Source organism: Oceanobacillus sojae (genome assembly GCF_007991515.1).
Taxonomy (GTDB): Bacteria; Bacillota; Bacilli; order Bacillales; family Amphibacillaceae; genus Oceanobacillus; species Oceanobacillus sojae.
This window is the reverse complement of sequence record NZ_BJYM01000007.1, coordinates 167,190-191,012: the sequence shown is the minus strand read 5'-3', so window position 1 is coordinate 191,012 and position 23,823 is coordinate 167,190. Positions and strand designations below refer to the sequence as shown.

General features: G+C 37.1%; 27 protein-coding genes. 7 read left to right on the top strand and 20 right to left on the bottom strand.

All coding sequences use genetic code 11. From position 1 onward, the window contains the following. Positions 1 to 45: 45 nt before the first annotated feature. Entirely contained in the window at positions 46 to 1,053 is a 1,008-nt protein-coding gene (locus OSO01_RS10195) for an aromatic acid exporter family protein (RefSeq protein ID WP_147210326.1), read from the top strand. 205 nt (positions 1,054 to 1,258) lie between these two features. Here OSO01_RS10195 and OSO01_RS10190 read toward each other — a convergent pair whose 3' ends face one another. The 5 genes from OSO01_RS10190 to OSO01_RS10170 all read right to left on the bottom strand — a co-directional run bounded on the left by OSO01_RS10190 (position 1,259) and on the right by OSO01_RS10170 (position 4,783). Then, a complete protein-coding gene (locus OSO01_RS10190) occupies positions 1,259 to 1,801 on the bottom strand; it encodes an Rpn/YhgA-type helix-turn-helix domain-containing protein (RefSeq protein WP_147210325.1) in 543 nt (180 codons plus the stop codon). 66 nt (positions 1,802 to 1,867) lie between these two features. Next, entirely contained in the window at positions 1,868 to 2,407 is a 540-nt protein-coding gene (locus OSO01_RS10185) for an Rpn family recombination-promoting nuclease/putative transposase (RefSeq protein ID WP_147210324.1), read from the bottom strand. A 123-nt stretch (positions 2,408 to 2,530) separates the two neighbouring features. Beyond that, positions 2,531 to 3,145, bottom strand: a complete 615-nt coding sequence (locus OSO01_RS10180; RefSeq protein ID WP_147210323.1) for a DedA family protein — start codon at positions 3,143 to 3,145, stop codon at positions 2,531 to 2,533. Positions 3,146 to 3,281: 136 nt separating this feature from the next. Beyond that, positions 3,282 to 4,208, bottom strand: coding sequence for an MsnO8 family LLM class oxidoreductase (locus OSO01_RS10175; RefSeq protein WP_147210322.1), 927 nt, complete (start codon positions 4,206 to 4,208; stop codon positions 3,282 to 3,284). After that, a complete protein-coding gene (locus OSO01_RS10170) occupies positions 4,205 to 4,783 on the bottom strand; it encodes a DUF1836 domain-containing protein (protein ID WP_147210321.1) in 579 nt (192 codons plus the stop codon). The genes OSO01_RS10175 and OSO01_RS10170 overlap by 4 nt, the downstream gene beginning before the upstream one ends. Positions 4,784 to 4,975: 192 nt before the next feature. On the opposite strand from OSO01_RS10170, the gene trhA reads away from it, so the two are divergent. Both trhA and OSO01_RS23350 read left to right on the top strand, forming a co-directional pair. After that, positions 4,976 to 5,620, top strand: coding sequence for a PAQR family membrane homeostasis protein TrhA (gene trhA / locus OSO01_RS10165; RefSeq protein ID WP_147210320.1), 645 nt, complete (start codon positions 4,976 to 4,978; stop codon positions 5,618 to 5,620). 328 nt (positions 5,621 to 5,948) lie between these two features. Beyond that, the gene (locus OSO01_RS23350; protein ID WP_186813624.1) at positions 5,949 to 6,113 is read left to right on the top strand and encodes a hypothetical protein; all 165 of its coding nucleotides are present in this window, start codon (positions 5,949 to 5,951) and stop codon (positions 6,111 to 6,113) included. Between the two features lie 279 nt (positions 6,114 to 6,392). On the opposite strand, the gene OSO01_RS10160 is transcribed toward OSO01_RS23350, so the two are convergent. Next, entirely contained in the window at positions 6,393 to 6,989 is a 597-nt protein-coding gene (locus tag OSO01_RS10160) for a TetR/AcrR family transcriptional regulator (protein ID WP_147210319.1), read from the bottom strand. Between the two features lie 6 nt (positions 6,990 to 6,995). Next, entirely contained in the window at positions 6,996 to 7,673 is a 678-nt protein-coding gene (locus tag OSO01_RS10155) for a YqeB family protein (RefSeq protein WP_147210318.1), read from the bottom strand. A gap of 227 nt (positions 7,674 to 7,900) precedes the next feature. Here OSO01_RS10155 and OSO01_RS10150 point away from each other — a divergent pair, with 227 nt between their 5' ends. Continuing rightward, positions 7,901 to 8,059, top strand: a complete 159-nt coding sequence (locus OSO01_RS10150) for a YfhE family protein (protein ID WP_147210317.1) — start codon at positions 7,901 to 7,903, stop codon at positions 8,057 to 8,059. 91 nt (positions 8,060 to 8,150) lie between these two features. Here OSO01_RS10150 and OSO01_RS10145 read toward each other — a convergent pair whose 3' ends face one another. The 4 genes from OSO01_RS10145 to OSO01_RS10130 form a co-directional block, all read right to left on the bottom strand. Next, complete coding sequence (locus tag OSO01_RS10145) at positions 8,151 to 8,855, bottom strand: hypothetical protein (RefSeq protein ID WP_147210316.1); 705 nt, start codon at positions 8,853 to 8,855, stop codon at positions 8,151 to 8,153. Positions 8,856 to 8,858: 3 nt separating this feature from the next. After that, a complete protein-coding gene (locus OSO01_RS10140) occupies positions 8,859 to 9,716 on the bottom strand; it encodes an ABC transporter ATP-binding protein (protein WP_147210315.1) in 858 nt (285 codons plus the stop codon). Beyond that, positions 9,706 to 10,083, bottom strand: coding sequence for a GntR family transcriptional regulator (locus tag OSO01_RS10135; protein ID WP_147210314.1), 378 nt, complete (start codon positions 10,081 to 10,083; stop codon positions 9,706 to 9,708). The genes OSO01_RS10140 and OSO01_RS10135 overlap by 11 nt, the downstream gene beginning before the upstream one ends. A 257-nt stretch (positions 10,084 to 10,340) precedes the next feature. Next, positions 10,341 to 11,396 carry a M42 family metallopeptidase gene (locus OSO01_RS10130; RefSeq protein ID WP_147210313.1) on the bottom strand — a complete coding sequence of 352 codons (1,056 nt, stop codon included), beginning with the start codon at positions 11,394 to 11,396 and terminating at the stop codon, positions 10,341 to 10,343. A 195-nt stretch (positions 11,397 to 11,591) separates the two neighbouring features. Between OSO01_RS10130 and OSO01_RS10125 the strand changes: the two genes are divergently transcribed. Next, on the top strand, positions 11,592 to 12,167 hold the full coding sequence (locus tag OSO01_RS10125; RefSeq protein WP_147210312.1) for a copper resistance CopC family protein: 576 nt from the start codon (positions 11,592 to 11,594) through the stop codon (positions 12,165 to 12,167). A gap of 3 nt (positions 12,168 to 12,170) precedes the next feature. Beyond that, complete coding sequence (locus OSO01_RS10120; RefSeq protein ID WP_147210311.1) at positions 12,171 to 13,271, top strand: CopD family protein; 1,101 nt, start codon at positions 12,171 to 12,173, stop codon at positions 13,269 to 13,271. Between the two features lie 62 nt (positions 13,272 to 13,333). On the opposite strand, the gene OSO01_RS10115 is transcribed toward OSO01_RS10120, so the two are convergent. The 8 genes from OSO01_RS10115 to rfbA all read right to left on the bottom strand — a co-directional run bounded on the left by OSO01_RS10115 (position 13,334) and on the right by rfbA (position 21,686). After that, positions 13,334 to 14,644 (bottom strand): PcsB-like coiled-coil domain-containing protein, encoded by a 1,311-nt coding sequence (locus OSO01_RS10115; RefSeq protein WP_147210310.1) that lies wholly within the window; start codon positions 14,642 to 14,644, stop codon positions 13,334 to 13,336. Between the two features lie 250 nt (positions 14,645 to 14,894). Then, positions 14,895 to 16,586: a DUF6044 family protein gene (locus tag OSO01_RS10110; RefSeq protein WP_147210309.1), complete on the bottom strand. Its 1,692-nt coding sequence runs from the start codon at positions 16,584 to 16,586 to the stop codon at positions 14,895 to 14,897. Beyond that, on the bottom strand, positions 16,549 to 17,679 hold the full coding sequence (gene rffA, locus OSO01_RS10105) for a dTDP-4-amino-4,6-dideoxygalactose transaminase (protein ID WP_147210308.1): 1,131 nt from the start codon (positions 17,677 to 17,679) through the stop codon (positions 16,549 to 16,551). The genes OSO01_RS10110 and rffA overlap by 38 nt, the downstream gene beginning before the upstream one ends. A gap of 4 nt (positions 17,680 to 17,683) precedes the next feature. Further along, complete coding sequence (locus tag OSO01_RS10100; RefSeq protein WP_147210307.1) at positions 17,684 to 18,040, bottom strand: EamA family transporter; 357 nt, start codon at positions 18,038 to 18,040, stop codon at positions 17,684 to 17,686. Between the two features lie 37 nt (positions 18,041 to 18,077). Beyond that, the gene (locus tag OSO01_RS10095; protein ID WP_147210306.1) at positions 18,078 to 18,758 is read right to left on the bottom strand and encodes a GNAT family N-acetyltransferase; all 681 of its coding nucleotides are present in this window, start codon (positions 18,756 to 18,758) and stop codon (positions 18,078 to 18,080) included. Positions 18,759 to 18,797: 39 nt separating this feature from the next. After that, a complete protein-coding gene (locus OSO01_RS10090; RefSeq protein ID WP_147210305.1) occupies positions 18,798 to 19,757 on the bottom strand; it encodes a glycosyltransferase family 2 protein in 960 nt (319 codons plus the stop codon). Beyond that, positions 19,733 to 20,761 carry a dTDP-glucose 4,6-dehydratase gene (gene rfbB, locus OSO01_RS10085; protein WP_147210304.1) on the bottom strand — a complete coding sequence of 343 codons (1,029 nt, stop codon included), beginning with the start codon at positions 20,759 to 20,761 and terminating at the stop codon, positions 19,733 to 19,735. The genes OSO01_RS10090 and rfbB overlap by 25 nt, the downstream gene beginning before the upstream one ends. Then, on the bottom strand, positions 20,754 to 21,686 hold the full coding sequence (rfbA, locus tag OSO01_RS10080) for a glucose-1-phosphate thymidylyltransferase RfbA (RefSeq protein ID WP_147210303.1): 933 nt from the start codon (positions 21,684 to 21,686) through the stop codon (positions 20,754 to 20,756). The genes rfbB and rfbA overlap by 8 nt, the downstream gene beginning before the upstream one ends. A 355-nt stretch (positions 21,687 to 22,041) precedes the next feature. Here rfbA and OSO01_RS10075 point away from each other — a divergent pair, with 355 nt between their 5' ends. Then, positions 22,042 to 22,419 (top strand): hypothetical protein, encoded by a 378-nt coding sequence (locus tag OSO01_RS10075; RefSeq protein WP_246145115.1) that lies wholly within the window; start codon positions 22,042 to 22,044, stop codon positions 22,417 to 22,419. Positions 22,420 to 22,483: 64 nt separating this feature from the next. Here the strand turns inward: OSO01_RS10075 and OSO01_RS10070 are convergent, their stop codons facing one another. Next, positions 22,484 to 23,713, bottom strand: coding sequence for an MFS transporter (locus tag OSO01_RS10070; protein WP_147210302.1), 1,230 nt, complete (start codon positions 23,711 to 23,713; stop codon positions 22,484 to 22,486). Between the last annotated feature and the right edge of the window lie 110 nt (positions 23,714 to 23,823).

Below are 23,823 nucleotides of genomic sequence, written 5' to 3'. Positions count from 1 at the left end.
GTTCTTTTTTTACAGATTATTACTTGATAAAAAGTAGGGATTTAAGTGAAAGTACAAACAATTATTGGAAATAGAGTAATTAAAACCGGTATCGCTGTATTTTTCACAGCACTTATTTGTAATTGGTTTGATTTCCCACCAACATTTGCCGTTATCACCGCAATTGTTACCATTGAACCAACTGTTACAGATTCTATAAAAAAAGGGCTTGTCCGTTTCCCCGCTTCGGCAATCGGTGCTGCTTATGCCGTAATATTTCTGTCTTTATTCGGCAATTCACCTTTTACTTACATGTTAGCCGCAGTTCTGACTATATTTACTTGTTTCCGGTTAAACCTTCATGCTGGATTGTTAGTTGCAACCTTGACGGCTATTGCCATGATTGAAATAGTAGAAGACAGCTATTTTTTAAGCTTTCTTATTCGATTAGCAACAACAACCATTGGGTTATCTGTTTCTACGCTGGTAAATATGTTTGTTTTTCCGCCAAATTACCATCATTCAATCCATAAACAAACAGAATCTATCCGTGAAAAATTAAGTAATCATATGAAACGATGTTATTATGAATTGATTTTTACAAAAATGCCATTAGATATGGGTATGAATAAAAAGGTAGGCGCTGTGTATAAAGAGCTTGAAAATGCAGTATTACTTTCACTCTACCAAAAGAATGATTTAAAATACCACCATATTCTGGAAAAACGTGAGAGTGAATTGACCCGCTTAAGAAGACAGATTCATTATCTGCGAACAATTCAATACCATGTAACAAATATTGCGGAGCAACCATCAAAAGAATTTGAATGGAGTACACAAAAACAAAAATATGTGTTTGAAAATGTATGCTATTTTGCTAATGTGCTTTCAGGAAAGATAACCTTTGAGGAAGAAGGATGGAAGAAAAAGCGGGCACAGCTTCACAAAATATTTCAAGACACCTTAAGATCAGCTCAATTAGACAGCCCAGAAAAATTACCGATAGAATTAGTTGCTATATATGAATTGATTTCTATTGTAGAAATTATAGAGGACTATTTTACGATGGAATAATATTTAACATCTTTGAAAAAGAAGCAAGCCTGGTTTAAAAACTTTGCTTCTTTTTCTATCAAACTATTAAATATCCGTAATTAAACAGGAGGGCGAAACTGTTATTATAGATTCAGGAGACGTGGACAGTTTTAATAGCGGGTCATTTCCTCTCCACTTATCTTTTAAATCCCTTCTGAACATTCTCTTTATGCTGTATTTAAAATTAAAATAAATCTTTCATATTCTCTTCTTCTATTTGCATTTTCAGTGCTGCCACTTCTTTATCAGACAGTCCTGTTACATTTTGGACAAACAAACTATCCATCCCCTGTGCAAATAAATTACGTGCAACGACATTCCCGTAACGGATAATTATTTTGGCCGCCTCACGATTCGCAAGCAAAGATTTTTCCTCTGCTTCCAGTTTCTTTATTTTTTCTTCTGTTGCCTTTAATTTATACTGTTCATACTGCCTTTTCAATTTATTGTACTTTTTCTCTGCAAGCTCAGCCCTTTCTTCGGCTGCTTTTCTTTTTTGTCTTAAAATTTCTATCTCTTGTAATAATTGCTGCTTTCTTGATTGCTGATTTCTGTCTTTGTATGCTAATCGCTCATCCTCTGCGCTGCTGATATCTCTCCATGCTTGCATAGCCGCCTCTATATCCTTATCAGTCTTTGCAATTTTCTCTAACTCTCTATAAATATCAAGGTAAAAATAATTTTTATTATCGTCAACCGCCGCAAGTAGTAATAACCATCTGGCCAAATTATTCTCTTCAGGATCTAACTGTCCTTCCTTCCAGCTGCGAATCAGTTTTGGGATCTCTACAAATTATGTTTCCTGCATATTGGTTAAGGCAATTTTTTCTTCTTTTTCCGACAGCCTGAATACGCTGTAAAATTCTTCACTTTCATGGAATAATTCAAAATTCATAATGCTTATGGTAATAACAGGATGTTGTTCATTCAATTCTGAATCTGTTTCAAATTGACGGCAATATATTTTTGACAAAAAATATAGGGATTGCTCCTCCACGGCGTCCTTATTCGGAAAAAGAATCTCTACATAAATCGATTCTTTATCTTCTGTTTCAACCAGCATTGTAAAATGTGATTTTTCACCTCCAGCTGCTTCCCACCATGGAAATTTAAAATCATAAATCTTTGCTCTTTCGAGTTTGATAAAAAAAGCATTTAAAAAGGCAATCATAATTTTTTTATTACGTTCATCACCAAAAAGCCTTCGAAAGGTATAACCGGCCTTTAAGTCCAGCAGATGGCAGGACTCTTCTTTAGAAACAGCATTCTTATACACTTCTCCGTTTTCGCATATTTGAGGAAATAATGTTGTTGCTTTCCGAGGATAAATCATGGAAACACATCCTTATGTTTTAGTAGAGGACTTACCAAGAAGATAATCTAAATACAGTTAACCAAACGTACGTTCTTTTGTCAATGAATTTTTTTCATCAAAAAACTGCAGGAACAGGGGCTCCTACAGTTTTTCTTTCTTTCTCTTCCTAATATACCAAATAATGCAAAGTATTAATCCTGCAATGATTAAAGCATATACAACATTAGAATAGACATCCATAAATCCAGCAACATGATGCCAATTTTCTCCCAGAACTGCTCCAATACCGATTAAAATACTATTCCAAATAATAGAACCGATGGCTGTTAAAAGAATAAAAATCCCGAAATTCATTCTTCCCATACCAGCTGGAATGGATATCAAACTCCTTAAAAGCGGGACCATCCGACAAAAAAATACTGTCCAATAGCCATATTTATCAAACCATTCATCTGCTTTATAAATATCTGACCTTTTTAAGCGCAATATATGTCCATACCGGTCAACTATTTTCTCCAGCCGCCCAACATCTAATATCATACCTATACAATATAGGAGCATTGCACCAATAAGAGCCCCCAAAGTAGCTGCAGATAGTACACCTATATAGGTTAATGTGCTGGAGGTTGTCATGAACCCTCCAAAAGGAAGGATAATTTCAGATGGTATCGGCGGAAATAAATTCTCTAAAGTCATCATCAGGAAAATTCCTAAATAGCCAAATTGCTCCATAATGGATGTAACCCACTGTCCCATAATATCCTCCATATAAGCTTGTCTTCTTCATTAAAATATATTCTATCATGTGGCTGGCTATGATTTTTATTTCATTTTAAATACAAGTGTTAAGTTTTTTAGGGATAGCTTGTAAACATCCTTGTTAAGAAATGGTTTAATTCATGATAGATGCCAGTTTCTTATAAGAGTTTTTTCTCGCTTCATAGCTCGGCGCCATTGTAAGCACCATTATTTCATCGCATTGATAATCCTTCTGCAGCGCAGCCAGTTTTTCCTGAACAAGTGTTATATCGCCGATAATCTGTTTATCAGCAAATTTTGCCTGCTCATCCTGGTCTATCTGCGGGGACGAAGCTTGCTCTTCTCTTCTGCGTCTTGTTTCTTCTGCTAACTCTATTGCCTCCTTTTCCGTTTCTGCACAAAGAACGGATACAGCAACAATAGCAGATGGTTTCTCTGCTTGTCTCAGATAGCCGGCAACAATTTCCGGGCCATTATCCGCTCCCATAAAATGGCCAAATACGTATGGGAGTTTTTTAGTGACAGCAAGCTGAGCACTTCTCTGGCTGGTACCTAAGAGCCAGGGCTGCGGCTGAACTTCTGGTACAGGTGTAGCTGTCACCCTTGAATAAAGATGCTCTGGCGCAAAATCCTCTTGCAGGAAATGAAGCAGCTCATCAATATAATCAGGCATTGCTTTAACCTTCTCTAAAAAGTTGCCTGCCAGGGCAATAGATGCTTCTGCTGACCCGCCTGGAGCCCGTCCCAATCCTAAATCTACCCTGCTTGGATACAGTGCAGCCAGCATCCGGTAGCGTTCTGCAATATTATATGGACGATAATTCGGTAAGAGTACAGCTCCTGAACCGATTCGAATCCGCTCTGTTCTGCTTCCGATAATTCCTAATAAAATATCCGGAGCAGGGCTTGCTAACACAGGTGTATCGTGATGCTCCGCAATCCAATACCGTTCATATCCCAAATTGTCGGCCAGGACAGCCAATTCAATACTTTCTTCCAAAGCCTGCTTTCCATCAGCATCTGCAAATAGAGGAGATTGATCTAAAATACTCAGTTTCATTGTTCTTCCTCACCTTTCTGCTCTAATTGATCTACCAGCTTCTCAGCTGCACGGCGGTAAAAATTACTCATTCCGGTCAAACTTGTGATCAGCAAAAGCTGCTGTAAGTAATCATCGTTCACTATATCTTTATCTAATTCTGTTTCAAATATTTCTTCCTGTTCTGCTATATACTCTTTAAAATGAGCAACATTTCTATCCATTAAATAAACATAATTATTATAAAAGCCCTCCAGATCAAAATCGTCATGCTGCATTCTTTGATTTACCTCTTCAAATGTTTTCCCGATATCTTTAATAGATAAAACACTTTTCATTTGATAAATCATACTGATCAGCAGCAGATGCTCTTTCGAATACTTTTTATTTTTTATGGGAAAGAATAATTTAGCCTTTGCATAATTATTAATCATCGTTTTTGTTAATACTTTATCCTCCTCGTAGCGCTTTGCAGAAGAAAATTTGCTTTCAAAAAGCTGAATGACCTGATCCATATATAAATCTAAATCAGGTATTTCCTTTGAATTTAACTGGTTTTCCAAATGAAGTCCTTCTAATTCCTTTTTTATATTCATAAGCTGTCCTTCCTTCTTCGGTTTTCCTGTCTTTTTTTACTGTATATTAATCAATTCATGTATTTATTTTAGTGTTTCTACATTTTATTATAGGGAACTCTATTCAAAAATCAAATGTTGACTACTTGATGAAATAGGTATATATTTATTACATAGTATTTGAAACTACATATGTGATTGGAGATGTTTTATTTGAATAAATTTATTAGGGAACCGATGAATGCCTTTACCCATTTTATCGGGATTATCTTATCAATCATTGGACTAATACTACTTGTTGTAAAAGCAGCACGGGTAGGTACACCTTTAGATGTCGGTGCTGTCGCTGCATTTGGTATTAGTTTAATTTTGTTATATACTGCTTCAACTGTTTATCATTCTGTTATTGCCGGGCCAAAAACAATTGCCTTTTTTAGAAGATTGGATCACTCCATGATATATGTGCTCATTGCTGGTACATATGTCCCGCTCTGTCTTATCGCCTTACATGGAACAATCGGCTGGGTATTATTTTGGGTGATTAGCGGTTTAGCTCTGCTGGGCGTCTTATTTAAATTAATCTGGTTCCATTCGCCACGGTGGCTATCTACCCTCCTATACGTCTTAATGGGATGGGTTGCCATATTTTATAGCGGCTCGCTCGCACCAATAATTGGGAATGGCGGATTAACCTACCTGATTGTTGGGGGAATATTCTATACCGTGGGGGCAATTATTTACTGGTTAAAACCAGAATTCCTGCGTTCCCGTTATTTTGGCTTCCATGAGATATTTCATATTTTCATTCTGCTCGGAAGTATTTTTCACTTCTTATGTGTTTATCTGTATGTTATTTAAATCTAAGTATATCTAAAAAAACCTCGAATTCACTAAAAATGAACGAATTTGAGGTTTTTGCTTTCTATCTCAGGAAAAAATTTAAAATAGTTTACTCCATGATACTACCTTTGGCATAAAAGAGAATGCTCTTTTTTACTATCTAAAAAATGTTTAAAAACCTAATATGAATGCTATTTTGTATTTAGAAAAAGGAAATTTACCAGCGGAAAATCAATTTATACAGCCATTTTTCACGAAAGAAACCCTATTTTACCATTTTGCTTCTCCACCCTAAGTCTATATGATTAGAATCAAATTTATTATTACTTGGGGATGTAGTAAAATAATGCTAACAACAGTAAAAGAAAATATAAACAGTTACCATACGAGCAACACAGATTATGATAGGCTGTGGAAAAACTTAATCGAAGAACTATTTCAAGAATTCATACAATTTTTCACACCGGACCTGTACCCAGAAATTGATTTTGCTAAAGAGGCAGATAACTAGTACGTTGAGCTTTTTCAGTTTGTTATCAATTCAAGAAAAGGAAGAAAGTATTCGGATAAAGAGATATCTGAATTAACAAGTCTCGGGGTTAAGGAAGTGACTGAACTTCGAAAATCACTCGAAAATTAATTAAAATAACTGTAAAAGAACCTATCTTTGTTAATTATTCCACTTCAGCAGACATAGGTTCTTTCAATTTTGATGACGGGCCTTATTTTAAAATGATAATATAAAAAAGATTACATATCATTTGAGGAATTTCCCTTTATCACACAACATTTATTTAACTATTTTCGTAACCATTTTAATTAACTCCTGCTGATAATTTTCTAAATCAAAACTTTCACTTTGCAGGAGCATGCTCTCACTCGCAGCACCATTGATAAGTATAGCTGTTGCTTTTGGCTGAAAATCAGAAGAGAATATTTTTTTCCGCTGCCCCTCTGCCAAAATATTTTCTAAACGCAGGTAAAGCGGATCCTCTTCTTCTTCGTTTAATTTATAGTAGGGAATATTATCCTCTGTCCGGGCATTAAAAATGATTTCAATCAGTGCAACATTATTTTCAACATGTTCATATTGATAGGTGAGTGTTGCTTTTATATAAGCCAGCAGCTGTTGATAAATATCTGCCTCTCTCTTTACACGGTCCTCAATAAATTCAAGCTGTGCACCGATTAAGTAGCTTAATGTATGCTGAATCAGCTCTTCTTTATCTGCAAAATGATAAGAAATTAATCCCGTGCTAATTTTTGCGTGTTTTGCTATTTTAGCAAGACTCAATTTTACATAGCCAATATCATTCAACACATCAATAGTTGCTTTTAAAATCTGTTCTCTCCTTGCTTCCGAGATAAATGTTTTTTCTTTCGCCATTTTATATCACCCTCTTATCATCCGGACATACTGCCGTTTGTCCTCATCGCGAATAGCTGCTCCTTTATCTGCTAAATCGTTCCGCAATATAGCTGCTTCTTTTTCATCGTCTTCCTTCAGCGCCTTTTCTCTTGCTGCAAGCAAACTGTTTACAGAAGCCGGAAAATCAGGATGCTCCGGTACCCAGCGCTGATAATCAGATTGATAAGGATCCTGAGTCTTCCAAGGAAACCGGTGTTCAAGCAAAGCAGCTTCTATTTTCAGCAGCTTTACATCCGTTTGTGCACGATACAGTTCTTCACCTTTTTGACCTAAAACGACAATATCTTTTCTATCCATATAAATTGCCGAAATTTCACTTTTTTGCAATTGTACTTCTTTATCATACCTTTTCATTGTAACTTCTTGATCCGTAATCGTCATTTTTAATGATTCACTAAAGGCATACAGCGCAAAAAGAATTCCCGCAATCAAACCGGCAATTACCCCAATAATAGATACCCAGAAACTATTCCAGGATACAATCCATTCAAAGAACAGACCAAAAGGAACAAAAGGAATCTTAATCAGCCAGCTTGAGATAATTTGAATAAACCAGCCAATAATTGCTCCTAGAAGCGGACCACCAATAATAATGATTGCTTTATCAAGCTTTGATAAACCAAGTACGGTTTCATTTTGCATATTTTAGAATCTCCTCTGCGTATTTATTATAAGTAATTTTTGATTGTTTAATCAAATTTTAACACAATCAATTAATTTATTCCAGTAAAGGTGAAACAAACGGTATTTGGGAAGATAATAAAAAGCTGATAAAATTTCAACCGGATAATGGTTATGTTTTATGTTTTAATTCGTTTAAACAGGGAAAATATTTAGTAGAAAAACATTATTGGAAGGGATGATTACTCATGAGAAATACACAATATCAGCCAGCAAAAAAGAGGGACGTTGCTGATGCTCAAGAGGTCCATTACTCTAAAGAATTTAAGCAGGCAGATATTGCCGGCGGCTTCCGGAGACCTAGGGTTAATGAAGCAAAATCTGAGAACCCTAATTTAAAACAATAAATATTTTTCTCTTTAACAGTATAATATAAAACTTTTAAAAAGGAGCTGTCATCAAATGTTTAATGTGCATTTGATGACAGCTCCAGCTTCCTTAACGCCTATTCACTATAGTGATTTTCCTTATAAATGGGAAACCTATCAGATAAAGCACAATACCGATTAAAAATAGCATTACAAAGGTCATAAGCGTTACATTGGAGAATAGATCAACAGCCGCTTGAATCATCCAGCCCTCAAAAACACCATATAGTATAACAACCAGCAGGACTCCTAATAAGCTTCCTGCCCCTGCCAGACCGGTACGATAAAAAATTAATCCAATTAAATATAATAGTGCCATAATAAAAAACATCACAAATGTATCTACTACGATCCTCATCACCCAGTTATCTGTTAAAAGCATCGCTGGATGAACATAAATATAGTTTGTAACCCCGACAATGTTAAATATCCACTCTGTTATCTGTTGAAGGGTGCTTCCTAAAAATGCCATAATAAAAGAGTAAACTGCCATAAAATATAAATGCATAAGATACATATTCTTACGGGTCGCCCCCATCTTTAATCCGAATGGAACGCTGCCTTTTACTAACAGAACCCCAACAACACCTACATTAAAGTAAGTTCCGAACGGGATAGCGAAATACATTTTAAAATCGTCGACAGCTCCAAGTAATAAATAACAGATAATAGCTGATGCGATAATACACCCTATAAAAATAGCAAAAAAGATTTTGGCTGTACGAATTACTTCCGTTGAATAAGCGTAAAACATACCTTTTATTTGATTGTTCATGGATTATGCTCCTTTCTTTTTCTCCGTCAAATGAATCATTAACTCTTGAACTGGTACGCCTTCTACTTCCAGACCTGCATCTAACGCCTCTTTCCTGCTGCCAAAAGCATAAGCCATAGAGCTGCCGGCTAAGTCATTACGCTGAATAATTTCTTTATCTGCTAAAAAGGCATCTACCTGATCCTTTGGTCCAGAAATTGCGATTGTTTTCGCCCGTAGGTCTTCTGCGCTTTCCTGTAAAATAACGGAGCCTTCCCTTAAGATAATGACTTCCTCAAACATTAAGCTGACCTCATCAATTAAATGTGTCGAAAAGATAATCGTCCGCGGATTTTCCTGATAGTCCTCCAATAATATTTCATAGAACTTTTTACGAGATGGAGCATCCATGCCGATATAAGGTTCATCAAATACAGTAATTGGCGCTCTGCTCGCTAATCCTGCTGTAATACCTAATGCAGACTCCATTCCTTTGGATAATGTCTTTATTTTGGCTGATTGCTTTAAATTAAAAATCTCTAATAATTCTTCTGCCATTTCTTGATTCCAATTTGGATAAAAGTAAGAATAGATTTTCAATACTTGTTTTATCTTTAGCTCTGGACTGAAATTATTCGCTTCTTTAATCAAACAAATGGATTCTGTTAAACGTTGATTATCAAAAGGGTTCTCTCCATCGATAGAAATACTGCCTGCAGATGCTAAAATCTGTCCGCTTAGAATATCCATAAATGTCGTCTTACCCGCTCCATTTCTCCCTAACAAACCATAAATTTTATTCCCCTCTAAAGTAAGAGAAACCTGATCCAAAGCATTATTTTCTCCATAGTTTTTACTTAACTGATCTACTTTAATTTCCATTTGCTTCATCCTCCCGGTTAAGCATATTGATCAATTCTTGCCTATCCATCTCCAGCTTCTGTGCTTCCTTTTTCATTGGAAGTAAATAATTTTCATAAAAAGTCTGTTTTCTTTTTTCAATGACAATCCCTTTTGCTTCATCTGTCACAAACATGCCAACACCCCGTTTCTTTATCAAAATACCCTCTGAGACAAGCTCATTGATTCCTTTTCCAGCAGTTGCCGGATTAATCTGATAAAATTTAGCAAACTCATTTGTGGAAGGTGCACGTTCTCCACTGTTCAATGAACCGTCAATAATAGAATCTTCAATTTGTTCTTTTATCTGCAGAAAAATCGGTTTGTTTTCATCCAATTCTTTTTTCATTAGCCTCATCCCTTAATTGGTTAATTACTTATGTAACTAACCATATAACATAAACTTTAAAAAGTCAACTTGCTTTTTGTAATTAATCATCTATTTTTGTAAAGAAACCCTTATGTACAAAGAGTTTCATCTATTGAAATTTTTATTATTAAACAGCACTATTCTAGAGAAATAAGTTAGTTAATAAACGTCAGTTGAGGTTTTATGCACAAAAAATAAGACCAGGTTGAGTACCCCGATCTTATTGTTTCGTTCTATTATCCCTCTACCATTTCTGACTGAACATAATGATAAACTAAATTCTCTGTGTGCTTGAGAGACAATTCATGTGTACGTTCAAATGCATGTGATGCATCAATCCCCGGACCAATAAGTCCATGAATGACATCATGGCCGGCATGAATGGCTGCTGAGGCATCAGATTGGTAATAAGGATAAATATCTAATTTATACTCAATCTCGTTGGCTTTCGCAATTTCAGTGAGATGATTGCGGAGACCGTAATGGTATGGACCTGAAGCATCCTTCACACAAATGGATACCGTGTATTCATCCGTTCTTTGGCCATCCCCAATAGCTCCCATATCAACTGCTAAATATTCTACTGTTTCCGGCGAAATATTAGAATTGCCGCCATAGCCGATTTCTTCATTATTGGAAAAAAGGAAATGCGTTGTATATGGCAGTTCCTTTTGATCTGCCGCAAGCTTTTCAATCACTTTGATCAGGATAGCAGCACTTGCTTTATCATCCAAATGACGGGATTTGATAAAGCCAGATTCCGTTTTTTCCACCCGCGGGTCAAAGGAGATGAAATCACCAATTTCAATGCCCAATTTACGAGTATCTTCCTCACTCTTTACCACTTCATCAATCCGCACTTCCATATTTTCTGTATCTCTTTTCAGCTCACCGGCTTTCCGATATACATGAACAGCAGTTTGATGCATTAAAATCGTACCTGTATATTTTTTCCCGCTTACTGTGTGAATAGTACAGTATTCCCCTTCTACAAAGTTAAGTGGAAAGCCGCCGATAACTTGTATTTTCAAACGGCCATCTGTTTTTATTTCTTTGACGATTGCCCCTAATGTGTCTATATGAGCTGTCAAGAAGCGGTGCTTAGACGTATTTTTCCCTCGTAACGTCGCAATCAGACCGCCTTTACGATTTCTTTTCATCTCTACATTGCTCTTCTCCAACCGCTGTTCAATAAATTGAATCGCATCCTTTGTGTAGCCGGACGGACTTGGTATCGATACCAACTCTTTAATTAATATCATTGTTTCTTCTATATTGGGAAAACTACTCATTATTATCCCCCTTGTAAAATTAAGTTATATTCATTAGTCTACTATAGTTTATCAGAAAAAGCATTGTCATCAATTGTTCATAGTTTATAAAAATGTGATTATTTTACTTTGATTAGACTTGTTACTCGTCTTATTCTTTTGTAAGCTTAGGTTTGAAGAAATTATATTTAATTCAATAAAAAGGAGAAAAACATTATGAAAAAACTTACAGGAGCTTTAGCTCTAGTTACCTTATTATTCGTATTCAGTGCAAGCCCTGCCTTTGCACATACACATCTTGATACATCTGATCCAGAGGAAGGCTCAACAGTAACAGAAGCTTTAGACAGTGTTACCCTTTATTTTGAAACAGTGATTGAAGAAAGTGCTGTATTGGAATTACAAGCAGAGGATGGAACAGAGATTACACTTGATAATATTACTGTGAATGATGATGAATTATCTGCTGATGTTACAGAGCCTTTAGAAAATGGAGCATATACCCTTAGTTGGGATATTATTGGTGTGGATGGTCATCCGATGGAGGATTCCCTTTCGTTTGAAGTGGACATTGAGGAAGCAGCAGCTGATGAAAATACAGAGGAAGATACAGAAGGACAGGAAGATGAAGATGCAACGGAAGAACAGGCTGATGAAAATGAGGCCGCTTCTGAAAGTGATGTTCAAGATACAGCAGCAGAGGATAGTAATTCAAATACCCTGCTGATTACTATTCTGCTTGTTGCAATTATCGCTGTTGTAGCTATTGTATTACTAAAAAGGAAGAAATAATGTATGTTCTATCTAACCATTTTCACAGAAACATTCTTATACCTTTGCCTTGCCTTTTTAGCAGGAAGCTTTCTGGTCAGATTGCTTCCTGCCACTTCTTCTATTAAGATCAAAGTATCCTCTAACCTACAGCTTGCGGCGATTTGGGGAATTGCCTTATTTGCATTTATTCCGCTTATTCAGCTAATCAGCCATATTGCCAAGCGAACTTCATTAGGCTCAGGCTTTGAAACTGTCTTATTATCCTTTCGCATTGGAAATGCCTGGTTATTCTTATTTATTATTTGCGTTCTTTTCAGCGTTTATATTGCTTTTGTCAAAGATACAAACAGTAAACAAGCGGCATGGACAGGAATTATTTTCACAGCTCTGACGGCAATTGGAATTGGCTGGGCAAGTCATGCAGGGTCATTCGAAGGAGTTTCGGGAGCAGTAACGCATTCAATCCATATGTTTGCGGTAAGTGCCTGGGTTGGAACCTTGATCATGGTAAGCTGGTTTGCGCCAAAATCTATCGACTGGCTGCGTTTTATAAAAGGATATCATCCATTTGCATTGATCTGTTTCGCTATTGTCGTTCTCAGTGGTATTCTATTAGCACAATTCACTGTTGACTTGAGACAATATGGCGACGCTCTTCTAGTTTCTTATGGACAAAGCTTATTTTTAAAACAATTATTTATCATCCCGCTATTGCTATATGCCATATTTAACGGCGTATGGATGAAACGGCGTTTACAAGCTGATACAGCCTTCCAGGCACAGCCCTGGATACGAGTGGAATTCTTTATTATTCTATTTATCTTATTACTGACAGGTATTATGAACGAGCAATCACCGCCGCTTCATATTGAAAATCTTATTGCGCACAGCGGATATGCTCCGATATTGAATATGTTTTATGATGGATCTATGGATGGCGCAGGAATAAATTTAGTATTAGACGGATCTGTTTTCTTCTTTATCAGCTTAGCAGCTGTGTGTCTTGCAGCCAACATTTATATTTTTAAAACGAAGAGACATCCTGCACTTTCTTATCTTACATCGCTTCTCTTTGTCATAATGGGATACTTTGCTTTTATACAAAGTATTGTAATCAGCTGATAAAAAGTATGCGTAATAGACAAAAAGCATGTATCCTTTATTTTCAGGATACATGCTTTTATTTATCTTTCTAATATCGTTACTTTAACATCTTTTCTTCCCCAGCTGTGCGCTTGAGATGTATCTGGAAAGAAAACATCAATTTTATTACCTTTAATTGCTCCGCCTGTATCTCGTGCTACAGCTACTCCGTAACCTTCCACTTCTACAATACTGCCGAGTGGAATAACACTTGGATCAACAGCGATTACTTTTGCACCAGGATTTTGTTTTAAATCAAATCCAGTTGAAGTAATTCCACTGCATCCAGAGCAGTTCGCCGTATATGCGGTTGATGACACTGTAAATGATTTTCCAGAGCTCTGCTCATCTTTAACTGCTACTGATTCTTCTTTTCCAACTTTATCTTCATTATTTGAGCTCTTCTCTTCTTTTGGTTCAGAAGGCTCTTCTTTCGGTTCTTCCTTTTCAACAGGAGCTTCTTCATTTTCTTTTTCTGAATCATTTGTAATTGTTTTTGCTGCTACACTTGTTTCTTTTTCCTGATGAACTTTTACTTCTTCTTCCGCTGCTTTTTCTTCAGCTTCTGCAAGCTTAGCTGCTTCTTCTTCCTTTACTTTTTCCTCTTCAGCAGTAATATCTGCTTGTATATCAGCTTCTAAAGATGCCAATTGTGAATCAGTAATTTCCAGCTCAGCAACAAGTGATTCTAAATCAGCCTGCTTCGTTTCTAATTCATCTTTTTGTGCATTACTATCTGCCAATGCCAGTTCAACACTCTCTTTTGCAGTTGCCTGTTCATCTTTTAAATCATTCAAATCAGCCATCTTGTCTACTTCTTCGGAACGCTTATCCTCTAAGGAAGCTATATCTTCCTCCTGCTGTTCAATTAATGATGCATCTGAATCTGCAATTTTATTGACTGCATTTGCCCGTGAAATAAAATCTTCAAAGCTCTGCGCACCAAAGAGCACCTCTAAGTAATTAATGTCTCCACCGGAATGCTGAACAGATTTCATACGGTCTTTTAATATTTCAAAACGTTCCTCGATCTTGTCTTCAAGCTCTGACATTTCATCTTCTAATACAAAAATATCTTCTAATAAAGCATCAATCTGTTGATCTGTTTCATCAATCGCCTGCTGCTTTTCTTCTAATTCTGCTTCTGTACTTGCAATTTCACTCTTTAACTGCTCCAATTCTTCTAACACTGAAGCAATTTGTTGCTCAGAATCAGACAACTCCGTCTTGACTTCCGAACGCTGATCACGAACTCCCTCGAGATCATCAGCAGTTTCTGCTTGAACTGGTACAATACTGGAACTCATGAAACCAACTACCATTACTATCGCTAGCAAAAATGATTTCTTCAATTCTTTTCCCCCTGTTCCTGCATCACTACTACATAGGTCTCTCTCTCTTAAAAAAGCATTAAAACCCTTTTTTATTATGCAGTTTTGTGAATCATAGGATAAATTTAACACAATATAAATTCCTAGTGCAGTGTAACATCTGGAGATTGCAGAAAGGTTATCGAAATATTACAGTTTTGTATCACATCAAGAGAAAAAAGCTGCCCAAGCCTGTCATACGAATGCTTTCAAGCGTAATATTACAATCCAGTTACATTACGTGATATAAATAAATTTCCCATACAGAATCTTTTTCTTCAAAAGTTTCCTCCAATGACAATCCGATATCTTCTGCATTTTCAATCGGAACAGCGGATAATATATATTCTCCTCCTAATTTCTTTAAAGCTTCTGTATCAATAGCTAAATCCTGAATAGATTCATTTCTGTTCTTCGTAAACATATAATCTTTGCCCTGCTCTGCTGAATACATGTATAGTCTTCCGCCCCAGGTATCAAAATAGTTTTCTAAGGTCGGGCTTTTGTCCAGTTCGCCGGCAATCACCTTCCGGAAGGCATGCTTATATTCGAGTGGAAAGCTATTATTATACGTATCCAGGGTGTAAAATCCATTATACTGAGCTATTGTCGGGTGTAAGCCGATGCTGACAACACGATAATCACTTGGATCCTCTCCAATATAGTCCTTAATGGATGTAAACAAGTCCTCTGAGTAAAATTCCTTAAAAGTCGGGGTATTTGCTTCCCTATATTTAAACTCTTCTGTCAGACCGAACAGCATTACACATTGCATTATAATAAGTGCAACCACAATCAGCTTCCCAATTTTTTTAAACCTCCAGAGGATACCTAAAGCGAGTGCAAAGGCAATATACCAAATTGGCGGATCCATGAAATGAATCCGTGCAAAATTAAATGTATTTAAAACAGAAATACTTTCTTTCAGCGGCTGCCAGCCCTCCCAGTACCAGAATGCATACCAGAATGACAATACCAAATTCGCTAAAAACAGTGCAAAAAGCCACTTTGGATGCCGATTTTTAAATAAAGCGATCAAGACGGCCAATAAAATAACGGGGACAATAATATAGGCCTGAACTGCTTCATCATGCGTATGACCGTATAAAAAGTTCTCCCATGCCAATTCATAACTCCGTTCAAACGTATTACCGCTCAACTCCAGTTCTTCTCGATGTGAGGTAAAGCTATCATCAAAAAACATAGATGTAATTAGCAAATAATCCTTCATCAGAAAAATACCCGCCATCATTGCCAGTGCGGTAAAAAAAGTCCAATTCCATTCTTTATAACGGATTCGGTCAATCAGCCATAATGCACCGATTACCGCCAGAAAGAAAACAAAGCTGAGGACAAAATTCGCAAAAAACGGTATTAGCAGAAGCAATACCCAAGTATGCTTCGGAGCATTTGTCCGATATTTCCGAATCATTAAAAAGACATATAAAGCAAGCGGCATGCCAGCTATAGAAAGAACTCCTGACGGCCAGTAGGGAAGCATAGCAAAAGCAAGCGAAACGCCAACCGTTATCCAGGGTGTTGTCTCTTTTTTTACAACGAAGCGTGTTAATAATAAGTACATGCCAAAAAACGCTGCAAAGCGCATAATAGTCTGGCTGATAGTATAAGCTGTGATTGGTTCGAACAGGACATACAGCCAAAGTGCTGCATCAAATGCAGAAGGCAAAGCACTGCGTGGAAGTCCGTCAATTGCATAAGGAAGCTGCACATCTGTTAAAGTGAAAATAGAGCCGCTCTCAGCAAGCACTTTATACCAGACAATATTAGAGTCCATATTATCATGGACTCTAATATGTACATCTTCACCATAAATCACATAAGGAGATAAGTAAGCAAGTAAAATAAGACAGCCCAGCCATATCCACTTATTGTGCATAAAATTGCTGAATGCTATGAATGACATACTCTACATCCCCTTTACTTATTCCATAGTAAAGTGGCAGCCGTAATAAACGTTCACTTTCTATCGTTGTATATTGGTCCTCTCCAGAGAAGATGCCGCATTCTTTCCCTGCGACAGAAGAATGAAGCGGAACATAATGTGTTGCGGTTAATATATCACGTTTCTTTAAATAATGGATCAGTTGTCGGCGAACATTTGAATCCCTTGTTTTAATAAAGAAAAGATGTGCATTATGCTTCCTGCCTCCCGGGATAGAAGGAAGTTCTATTTCTCCTGTTTCAGCGAGAGGTGTCAATCTTTCTTGATACATTTCCCACGTCCTCAGACGATTTTCATTTATTTCTTCTGCATGCTCCAGCTGTACAGAAAGATAAGCAGCATTGAGCTCACTGAGCAGATAGGAGGAGCCAATATCTCTCCATGTGTATTTATCCACTTCTCCACGGATAAATTGAGAGCGGTCCGTCCCCTTCTCTTGAATAACCTCTGCGCGCTCCATTAAGGAAGGATCATTAATATATAACGCTCCTCCTTCACCACAAACATAATTTTTAGTTTCATGGAAGCTGATGGTTCCCAAGTGTCCAATGGTTCCTAAAGCTTTCCCTTTATAAAAGCTCATTAAGCCTTGCGCTGCATCCTCGACAACCCACAGCTTATACTTTTCGGCAAGCTCCATGACGCTGTCCATATCACAGGAAACACCAGCATAATGCACAACTGCAATTACTTTTGTCTTATCTGTGATTGCTGCTGCAATTTGCTCCGGGTCGACATTCATTGTCCCTGGTTCGACATCAACAAAGACAATTTTCGCCCCTCTAAGAGCAAACGCATTTGCTGTCGAAACAAAGGTATAAGAAGGCATAATAACTTCATCTCCTTCTCCAATCTCTGTCAGTAATGCTGTCATTTCCAATGCTGCTGTACAAGATGGGGTAAGCATAGCTTTTTTGACACCCATATTTTCTTCGAGCCAGCGTATACATTTTTCCCCATAGGTACCGTTTCCTGATAATTTCTGTTTTAATATTGCATCACTAATTGCTGCATCTTCTTTTCCTATATAGCATGGTTTATTGAATGGTATCATGGTATCACCTCATTATCAGAATACCTATTACGACAAAAGCAAAGCCAATAATTTTCTGTGTACTGACCGGTTCTCCAAATAAAAGAACAGATAAAATAAACACAAGAACAAAAGAAAGGCTCATAAACGGATAAGCGTAACTGATATCAAATTTCGTCATAGCTGCCATCCAGCTTAATGCCGCTAAAAATGCTGCAATAAAACCGGATAGTATCCAGGGGTTCCAGACAAGCTGAAATAAAAACAAAAACTTATCAAATAAGCCGTCCGGCAGTTCTCCCTGTCTATCCATTGTCCATTTTATAATCAATTGTCCATAGACAGTAAATAGAATAGTTCCGGCAATATAAAAATAACCCAAGTTCCTCTCCCCCTAACACTTCATTTCATTACCCTTTTTAATAGAAGGAACCATTCACTTTATGATAAATATCCTTACCCGCCCGTAACCGAAAACCTAATCCGATAAAGACATTTAATGATGCCGGATTACTGGGAGAGATCGATGTAATCAGCTGCTCCTTACCTGTCCGTTCAAACTGCTCCTTAACGCATGCGGCTGCAAAAGGACTGGCAAATCCTTGCCCACGGATATCTTTATGCATTGCCAAAAGCAGAATATTCTCTTCCTGATAAGCAAAGAAGCCTTCCACACGCCCCTCCTGCTTATAAGCAAGAATCAGCTTTTGCTCAATTAAGTCCTTTACCCAATTTCGATAACGTAGATCAGCCATCTCATTTGGTACTTGAAAATCACGGTGGTATCTGCCGCCTTGAAATGCTTCTTCGGCAATAGCTAATATATCATCTGCATTATAATTTTCATGAAAGGATACATCACCAGCCCGCTCTTTTAAAAATTTATCGCGGTAGCAGTAGGGCTCCATTAACGTATCTGCATAGTAAAAACCATATTTATGAAGTAATGCCTTATCTGCGAGCGGGTCTACCTTAACGGTAAAATGCCCCTCAACATCTGCCGATTCCCTTAATGCATCTTCATTATATTCGGTCAATTGATAGGTTGCGAGCGGGAAATTACGGCTGTCCCAGGGCGTGGGTTCTAAATATTTACTCATTCTCCTCTTCCTCTCTACCAGACTTCTTCTTTCAATATGTTATTTTTGTTGAACTTTTTGAACTGCACCTTTTATATCTTTAATTAAATAGATTGGCCGGTTTTTCGCTTCATTGAAAATTTTTCCAAGATAGAGGCCGATAATTCCAAGCTGGAAAAATATTAAGCCGCCAATAAAAAAGATAGATACCATCACACTGGTCCAGCCTTGAACAAGCTCATCTAAAAAGAAATAGCGAAAAAACAGATATAACGCATAGATAAAAGAAGCAAAAGCCATCAGAAATCCCACACCAATTGAGAGCCTCAACGGTTTATTTGATTGAGAAACAATCGCATCCGTTGCCAGAGCAAATAATTTTTTCAATTGGTAGGATGACTTTCCTTCTTTTCGGGCATCATGCTGCACTTCTATTTTTGTCTGCTGATATCCCATCCATTGAATAAAAAAAGGGAAATAACGGTTCTGCTCACGCAGCTTTCGAAAGCTCTCTACTACTTTTTTATGGGAAATGCTGAAGTTCGCTATCGAAGCGTCTGTCTTTTTCCCTGTAAAATAATCATAGACTTTATAAAAGGACTTGGACGTGAATTTTTTCAAATTTTTATCCTGCCTTTGCACACGCTGTGCAAACACAACATCATAACCATCCATTGCCCTTTCATACAGAGACACAATTTCCTCCGGGCGGTCTTGCAGATCACAATCCATCACAACCACCCAATCTCCGGATGTAAAATCAAGACCTGCGGTTATTGCATGATGCTGTCCAAAATTACGGGACAGGTTAATTCCCTTTATTTTTTTATCTTTTTGGTGAAGTTTAAGAATTGTTTCCCAGGCATGATCCGGGCTCGCATCGTTTACCATAATAATTTCATAATCTGCTGGAATGGACTGGATTGTTTGAATAATTCGGTTTGCAAGCTCGATCAGGCAGCGTTCACAGCCATAGACTGGAATCACTACAGAAATTAAATCGGTACGTTCGTTTTCCATTTTTGTAAATACCATCCCACAGTTTTTCTCAGTCCATCCTCTAAACCTACTTCGGGCTGCCAGCCTAGTTCTCTTTGTATCTTGCTTGCATCAATAGCATATCTTTTATCATGACCTTTACGATCCTCAACAAAGGTAATCAAGTCAGAAAAATGCTCCAAACGGTAAGTTTGAAGTAAATCCGATCTTTGTTCATCTAGTAAATGACAAATTAAATTTGTAATTTTCATATTTTCCTGTTCATTATTCCCGCCAACATTATATATCTCCATGGTTTTGCCCTGATGATAAACCATGTCAATGGCTCTGCAGTGATCCTCTACAAATAACCAGTCACGTATATTCTTCCCGTCACCGTAAATCGGTATCGGTTCATTTGCCAAAGCATGCCGGATAATCGTCGGAAGCAGCTTTTCTTCATGCTGTCTCGGACCATAATTATTCGAACAGGAGGAGATAATAACATTCATACCATACGTGTGACCAAAGCTTTTCACTAAAAAGTTCGCACCAGCTTTTGATGCACTATACGGATTTCTTGGATCGTAAGGAGTCTCTTCTGTAAACTTGCCAGATTCTCCTAATGATCCATAGACTTCATCGGTCGATATTTGATGAAACCGGCGCTCCTGAAGCACTCCCTTTGTCTCCCAGTCGGCTCTGGCCGCCTGTAAAAGATTCAAAGTCCCCACCACATTCGTATTAATAAATGGACTGGCGTCATCAATGGAGCGGTCTACATGAGACTCAGCAGCAAAATGAATCACACCCTCAATATCGTATTCTTTGAAAATTGCTGCCACTGTATTTATATCCGCAATATCTCCTTGAATAAAATGATAGTTCTCTTTATTTTCTACTTCTGTTAAGTTATTTAATGAACCGGCATAGGTCAGCTTATCAATATTAATTAACTGCTGGTCAGGATATTTCCTCTGATAATATTGGATGAAATTAGAGCCGATAAATCCGGCTCCGCCTGTAATTAAGATAGCCTTACTCATTTCCTACCAGCCCTAACATTGGATGATGGTCAATAGCATCCCAGTATTGCTGGTTATGCTTTCGATTTGCAATTTCCATTAAATATTGTCCATAGTCTGTTTTCTCCATAGATTTTCCTTTTTCATAAAGCATATCCCGGGAGATATAATTCAGATAGAAAGCAATTTCCTCCAGGCAGGCAATCTTGAAACCTTGACGCTGCTGTGTTGTTTTAATAAATTCAGCTGCATCAAATAAGGATTCCTGCGTTCCTGCATCCATCCAGGCAAATCCTCTTCCTAACAGCTCTACATGAAGCTGGTTCCATTTTAAATATTCTTTATTTAAATCTGTAATTTCTAATTCACCGCGCTCAGAGGGTTTGAGCTTTTTCGCAATTTGAACAGCTCTGGAATCATAGATATACAGACCTGTCACCGCAAAATCTGATTTAGGGTCCTCCGGCTTTTCCTCAATGGAAATCGCATTTTGATGATGGTCAAATTCAACCACTCCAAAGCGCTCTGGATCCTTCACACGATAACCAAACACGGTTGCATGCTTATGTTTTTTGATTGCATTCCGCAGTAATGTTGTAAAGCCCTGACCAAAGAAAATATTATCTGCAAGAATTAAAGTGACATCATCTTTTCCAATAAAATCTTCTGCAATAAGAAAAGATTCCGGGATTCCTTTTGGCTCAGACTGTTCTTTATAGACAATTTGAATACCTAAGGAAGATCCGTCTCCTAATAACCTTTCAAAGCGTTCAGTATCTTCCGGTGTACTAATTATCATCACTTCTTTAATACCGCCAAGCATTAAGACAGATAATGGATAATAAATCATCGGCTTATCAAATACTGGCAGCAGGTGCTTATTAATACTATCCGTACTTGGAGATAGACGTGTTCCGCTTCCTCCGGCGAGAATAATCCCTTTCATGGTACACACCCTCCGTTAAAATAGATTTTTATTATAAAAAACTTCTCTGTGAATATAACTCTTAGATTAAGTATTCCTTCTTATGACCATTTATAAACTTACATTCTTATTTCAAATTTATTTCGGGATGGTAATAATAATGGTGTTCATTGCCTAAGAATTGCCACAATTAGGATAAAGGTGTTAAAAGACAGAGACGTTCAGGGGTAATCTTGTATCTAAGGACCCAGCTTTTAAAGTTTAAAGCGATATTCTCTTTAAGTCCGGGAAATTATAATCTATAAAAAATATAAGCACGCATATGCTGATTCTTCTTTGGTAAAATAACAATCATAATTAAATAGATAGATGGAGATTGATTTCAAATGAATCAAGAACAGTTAGAGGAAAAATATATATAAATGCCTCCGCAGAGCTTAGAGACAAAGGTTATATCAGTCCAATTAATGTTTTGGTGCAAATGGACCGGCTAACAGTTAAGCAGGTGGAAGGCTGGCGTTTCAAAAGAATTAATTATTTAGAAGGAGCAATTAATCTTAATCTGGCAAAATTAAAACACTTTCTACAGGGCTTCAAAAAATATGCTAAAGAACATCATTTAAAGCCTTCTGTAACTGTCTATAAATCCTGGGGAAAAGGTGCAAAAAAAACATTGCGATTTTCGAAGACAGGAAATCCCAGTTTGGAAAAATCTTGTTTGACGCATTATGTAAAACAATCCGATAAAGAATAAAATTAAAAACCCTCTTCACCATTTTGAATTGAATGATGAAGAGGGATAAAATAATTAATTTATTTTAATTTGCCCAGCTTTCTTCGCTTACTGCCGTTTCTTGTTTTACCATTTTCGTCTGCTTTGCTTTTTTCCCATGCAGAAAATAGTATAAAACGGTAATGCCGACCACTAACAGACCCATGGCTAAATATAGATTACGGTAGCCTAAGAATGGAATCAGCATGCCTAAAAGAAATGGAGCAAAGCCTGCTCCTAAATCTGCAAGCATATAAAAGGTTGATGTTGCCAAACCAATCTTTTCTTTTGGAGCAGCTTTTACAGCAATTGCTTGAGAACTTGGTATGATTGTTCCATACCCCAGACCAATAAAAACAGCGGATAATAATAGTAAAAACCCGTTTGTTGCTGTTGCTAATAAGCCTAATCCAATAACAAAGCTTAAAAAGGATGGGTACATTACTTTATTTTCTCCAAAACGGTCAAATATTTTTCCAGTAAACGGACGTGAAACCAATGTGCTTACGGCATAAGCCATAAAGAAGAAGCTTGCAACAGAAACAAGGTTAACTTCCTGTGCATATGCAGTTAAGAAGGAAAGTACACTTGCATATGCAACCCCTACGAATACTGCAACAAAAGCAATTGGCAATGCTTCTTTCTGCACATATTTATCCAGCCCTTTTGCCGGAGCAGGCAATTTTTGATCCTCCAATTTTGGCAGAGGAGCCATGTTAATTTTTTTTATTGTCAGGCCAATTAAGAATGCTGCTGTAATAATTGCCAGACAGAATGTAAAGTTCATTTCAAATCCAAGGCGCTGGTTAATTAAAATACCAACAAATGGTCCGATTGCAGATGCTACGGTTGTACTTAATGCATAGTACCCAATTCCTTCTCCCTTACGAGATTCAGGAACAATTTTGGAAGCAATAGCCCCCGTAGAGGTAGATGAAATACCAAAAGCGATTCCGTGTAAAAAACGGACAATCATTAGAATTACCAAGCTATGAATTGTGAAATAAAGAGAAATAGTGGCAATAGAAGCAACCAGACCAATCATTAAAATATATTTGGGCTGCCATTGGTCAATATATTTACCGGAATACAGACGTCCAACTAACATACCTATAATGAATATTCCAGCTGCTAAGCCTCCCATTCCTTCACTTGCCTTGTACTCTTCCATTGTGAATACAGTCACAGTTACAATAAGAGAATAGTGAATAATATACATAAGAAAATTCACTAGTGTAATCAACATAAAATCCTTTGTCCAAAGCTTTTCCGACATGAAAAACACCACTTTCTTAAAAAACAGTATATATTTATTATATCCATCAGAAATATTGTTGTATAATTAAAATTAGTGATGTTTACATTAATAAAACTTATGTAAAGGAG

What these genes read in the sequence shown, in the direction of transcription:
- OSO01_RS10185 (WP_147210324.1), bottom strand. Translation starts at nt 2,407, where the DNA reads ATGATTTATCCTCGGAAAGCAACAACATTATTTCCTCAAATATGCGAA.
- OSO01_RS10180 (WP_147210323.1), bottom strand. Translation starts at nt 3,145, where the DNA reads ATGGGACAGTGGGTTACATCCATTATGGAGCAATTTGGCTATTTAGGA.
- OSO01_RS10175 (WP_147210322.1), bottom strand. Translation starts at nt 4,208, where the DNA reads ATGAAACTGAGTATTTTAGATCAATCTCCTCTATTTGCAGATGCTGAT.
- OSO01_RS10170 (WP_147210321.1), bottom strand. Translation starts at nt 4,783, where the DNA reads ATGAATATAAAAAAGGAATTAGAAGGACTTCATTTGGAAAACCAGTTA.
- OSO01_RS23350 (WP_186813624.1), top strand. Translation starts at nt 5,949, where the DNA reads ATGCTAACAACAGTAAAAGAAAATATAAACAGTTACCATACGAGCAAC.
- OSO01_RS10160 (WP_147210319.1), bottom strand. Translation starts at nt 6,989, where the DNA reads ATGGCGAAAGAAAAAACATTTATCTCGGAAGCAAGGAGAGAACAGATT.
- OSO01_RS10155 (WP_147210318.1), bottom strand. Translation starts at nt 7,673, where the DNA reads ATGCAAAATGAAACCGTACTTGGTTTATCAAAGCTTGATAAAGCAATC.
- OSO01_RS10150 (WP_147210317.1), top strand. Translation starts at nt 7,901, where the DNA reads ATGAGAAATACACAATATCAGCCAGCAAAAAAGAGGGACGTTGCTGAT.
- OSO01_RS10145 (WP_147210316.1), bottom strand. Translation starts at nt 8,855, where the DNA reads ATGAACAATCAAATAAAAGGTATGTTTTACGCTTATTCAACGGAAGTA.
- OSO01_RS10140 (WP_147210315.1), bottom strand. Translation starts at nt 9,716, where the DNA reads ATGGAAATTAAAGTAGATCAGTTAAGTAAAAACTATGGAGAAAATAAT.
- OSO01_RS10135 (WP_147210314.1), bottom strand. Translation starts at nt 10,083, where the DNA reads ATGAAAAAAGAATTGGATGAAAACAAACCGATTTTTCTGCAGATAAAA.
- OSO01_RS10130 (WP_147210313.1), bottom strand. Translation starts at nt 11,396, where the DNA reads ATGAGTAGTTTTCCCAATATAGAAGAAACAATGATATTAATTAAAGAG.
- OSO01_RS10125 (WP_147210312.1), top strand. Translation starts at nt 11,592, where the DNA reads ATGAAAAAACTTACAGGAGCTTTAGCTCTAGTTACCTTATTATTCGTA.
- OSO01_RS10120 (WP_147210311.1), top strand. Translation starts at nt 12,171, where the DNA reads ATGTTCTATCTAACCATTTTCACAGAAACATTCTTATACCTTTGCCTT.
- OSO01_RS10110 (WP_147210309.1), bottom strand. Translation starts at nt 16,586, where the DNA reads ATGTCATTCATAGCATTCAGCAATTTTATGCACAATAAGTGGATATGG.
- rffA (WP_147210308.1), bottom strand. Translation starts at nt 17,679, where the DNA reads ATGATACCATTCAATAAACCATGCTATATAGGAAAAGAAGATGCAGCA.
- OSO01_RS10095 (WP_147210306.1), bottom strand. Translation starts at nt 18,758, where the DNA reads ATGAGTAAATATTTAGAACCCACGCCCTGGGACAGCCGTAATTTCCCG.
- OSO01_RS10090 (WP_147210305.1), bottom strand. Translation starts at nt 19,757, where the DNA reads ATGGAAAACGAACGTACCGATTTAATTTCTGTAGTGATTCCAGTCTAT.
- rfbB (WP_147210304.1), bottom strand. Translation starts at nt 20,761, where the DNA reads ATGAGTAAGGCTATCTTAATTACAGGCGGAGCCGGATTTATCGGCTCT.
- rfbA (WP_147210303.1), bottom strand. Translation starts at nt 21,686, where the DNA reads ATGAAAGGGATTATTCTCGCCGGAGGAAGCGGAACACGTCTATCTCCA.
- OSO01_RS10070 (WP_147210302.1), bottom strand. Translation starts at nt 23,713, where the DNA reads ATGTCGGAAAAGCTTTGGACAAAGGATTTTATGTTGATTACACTAGTG.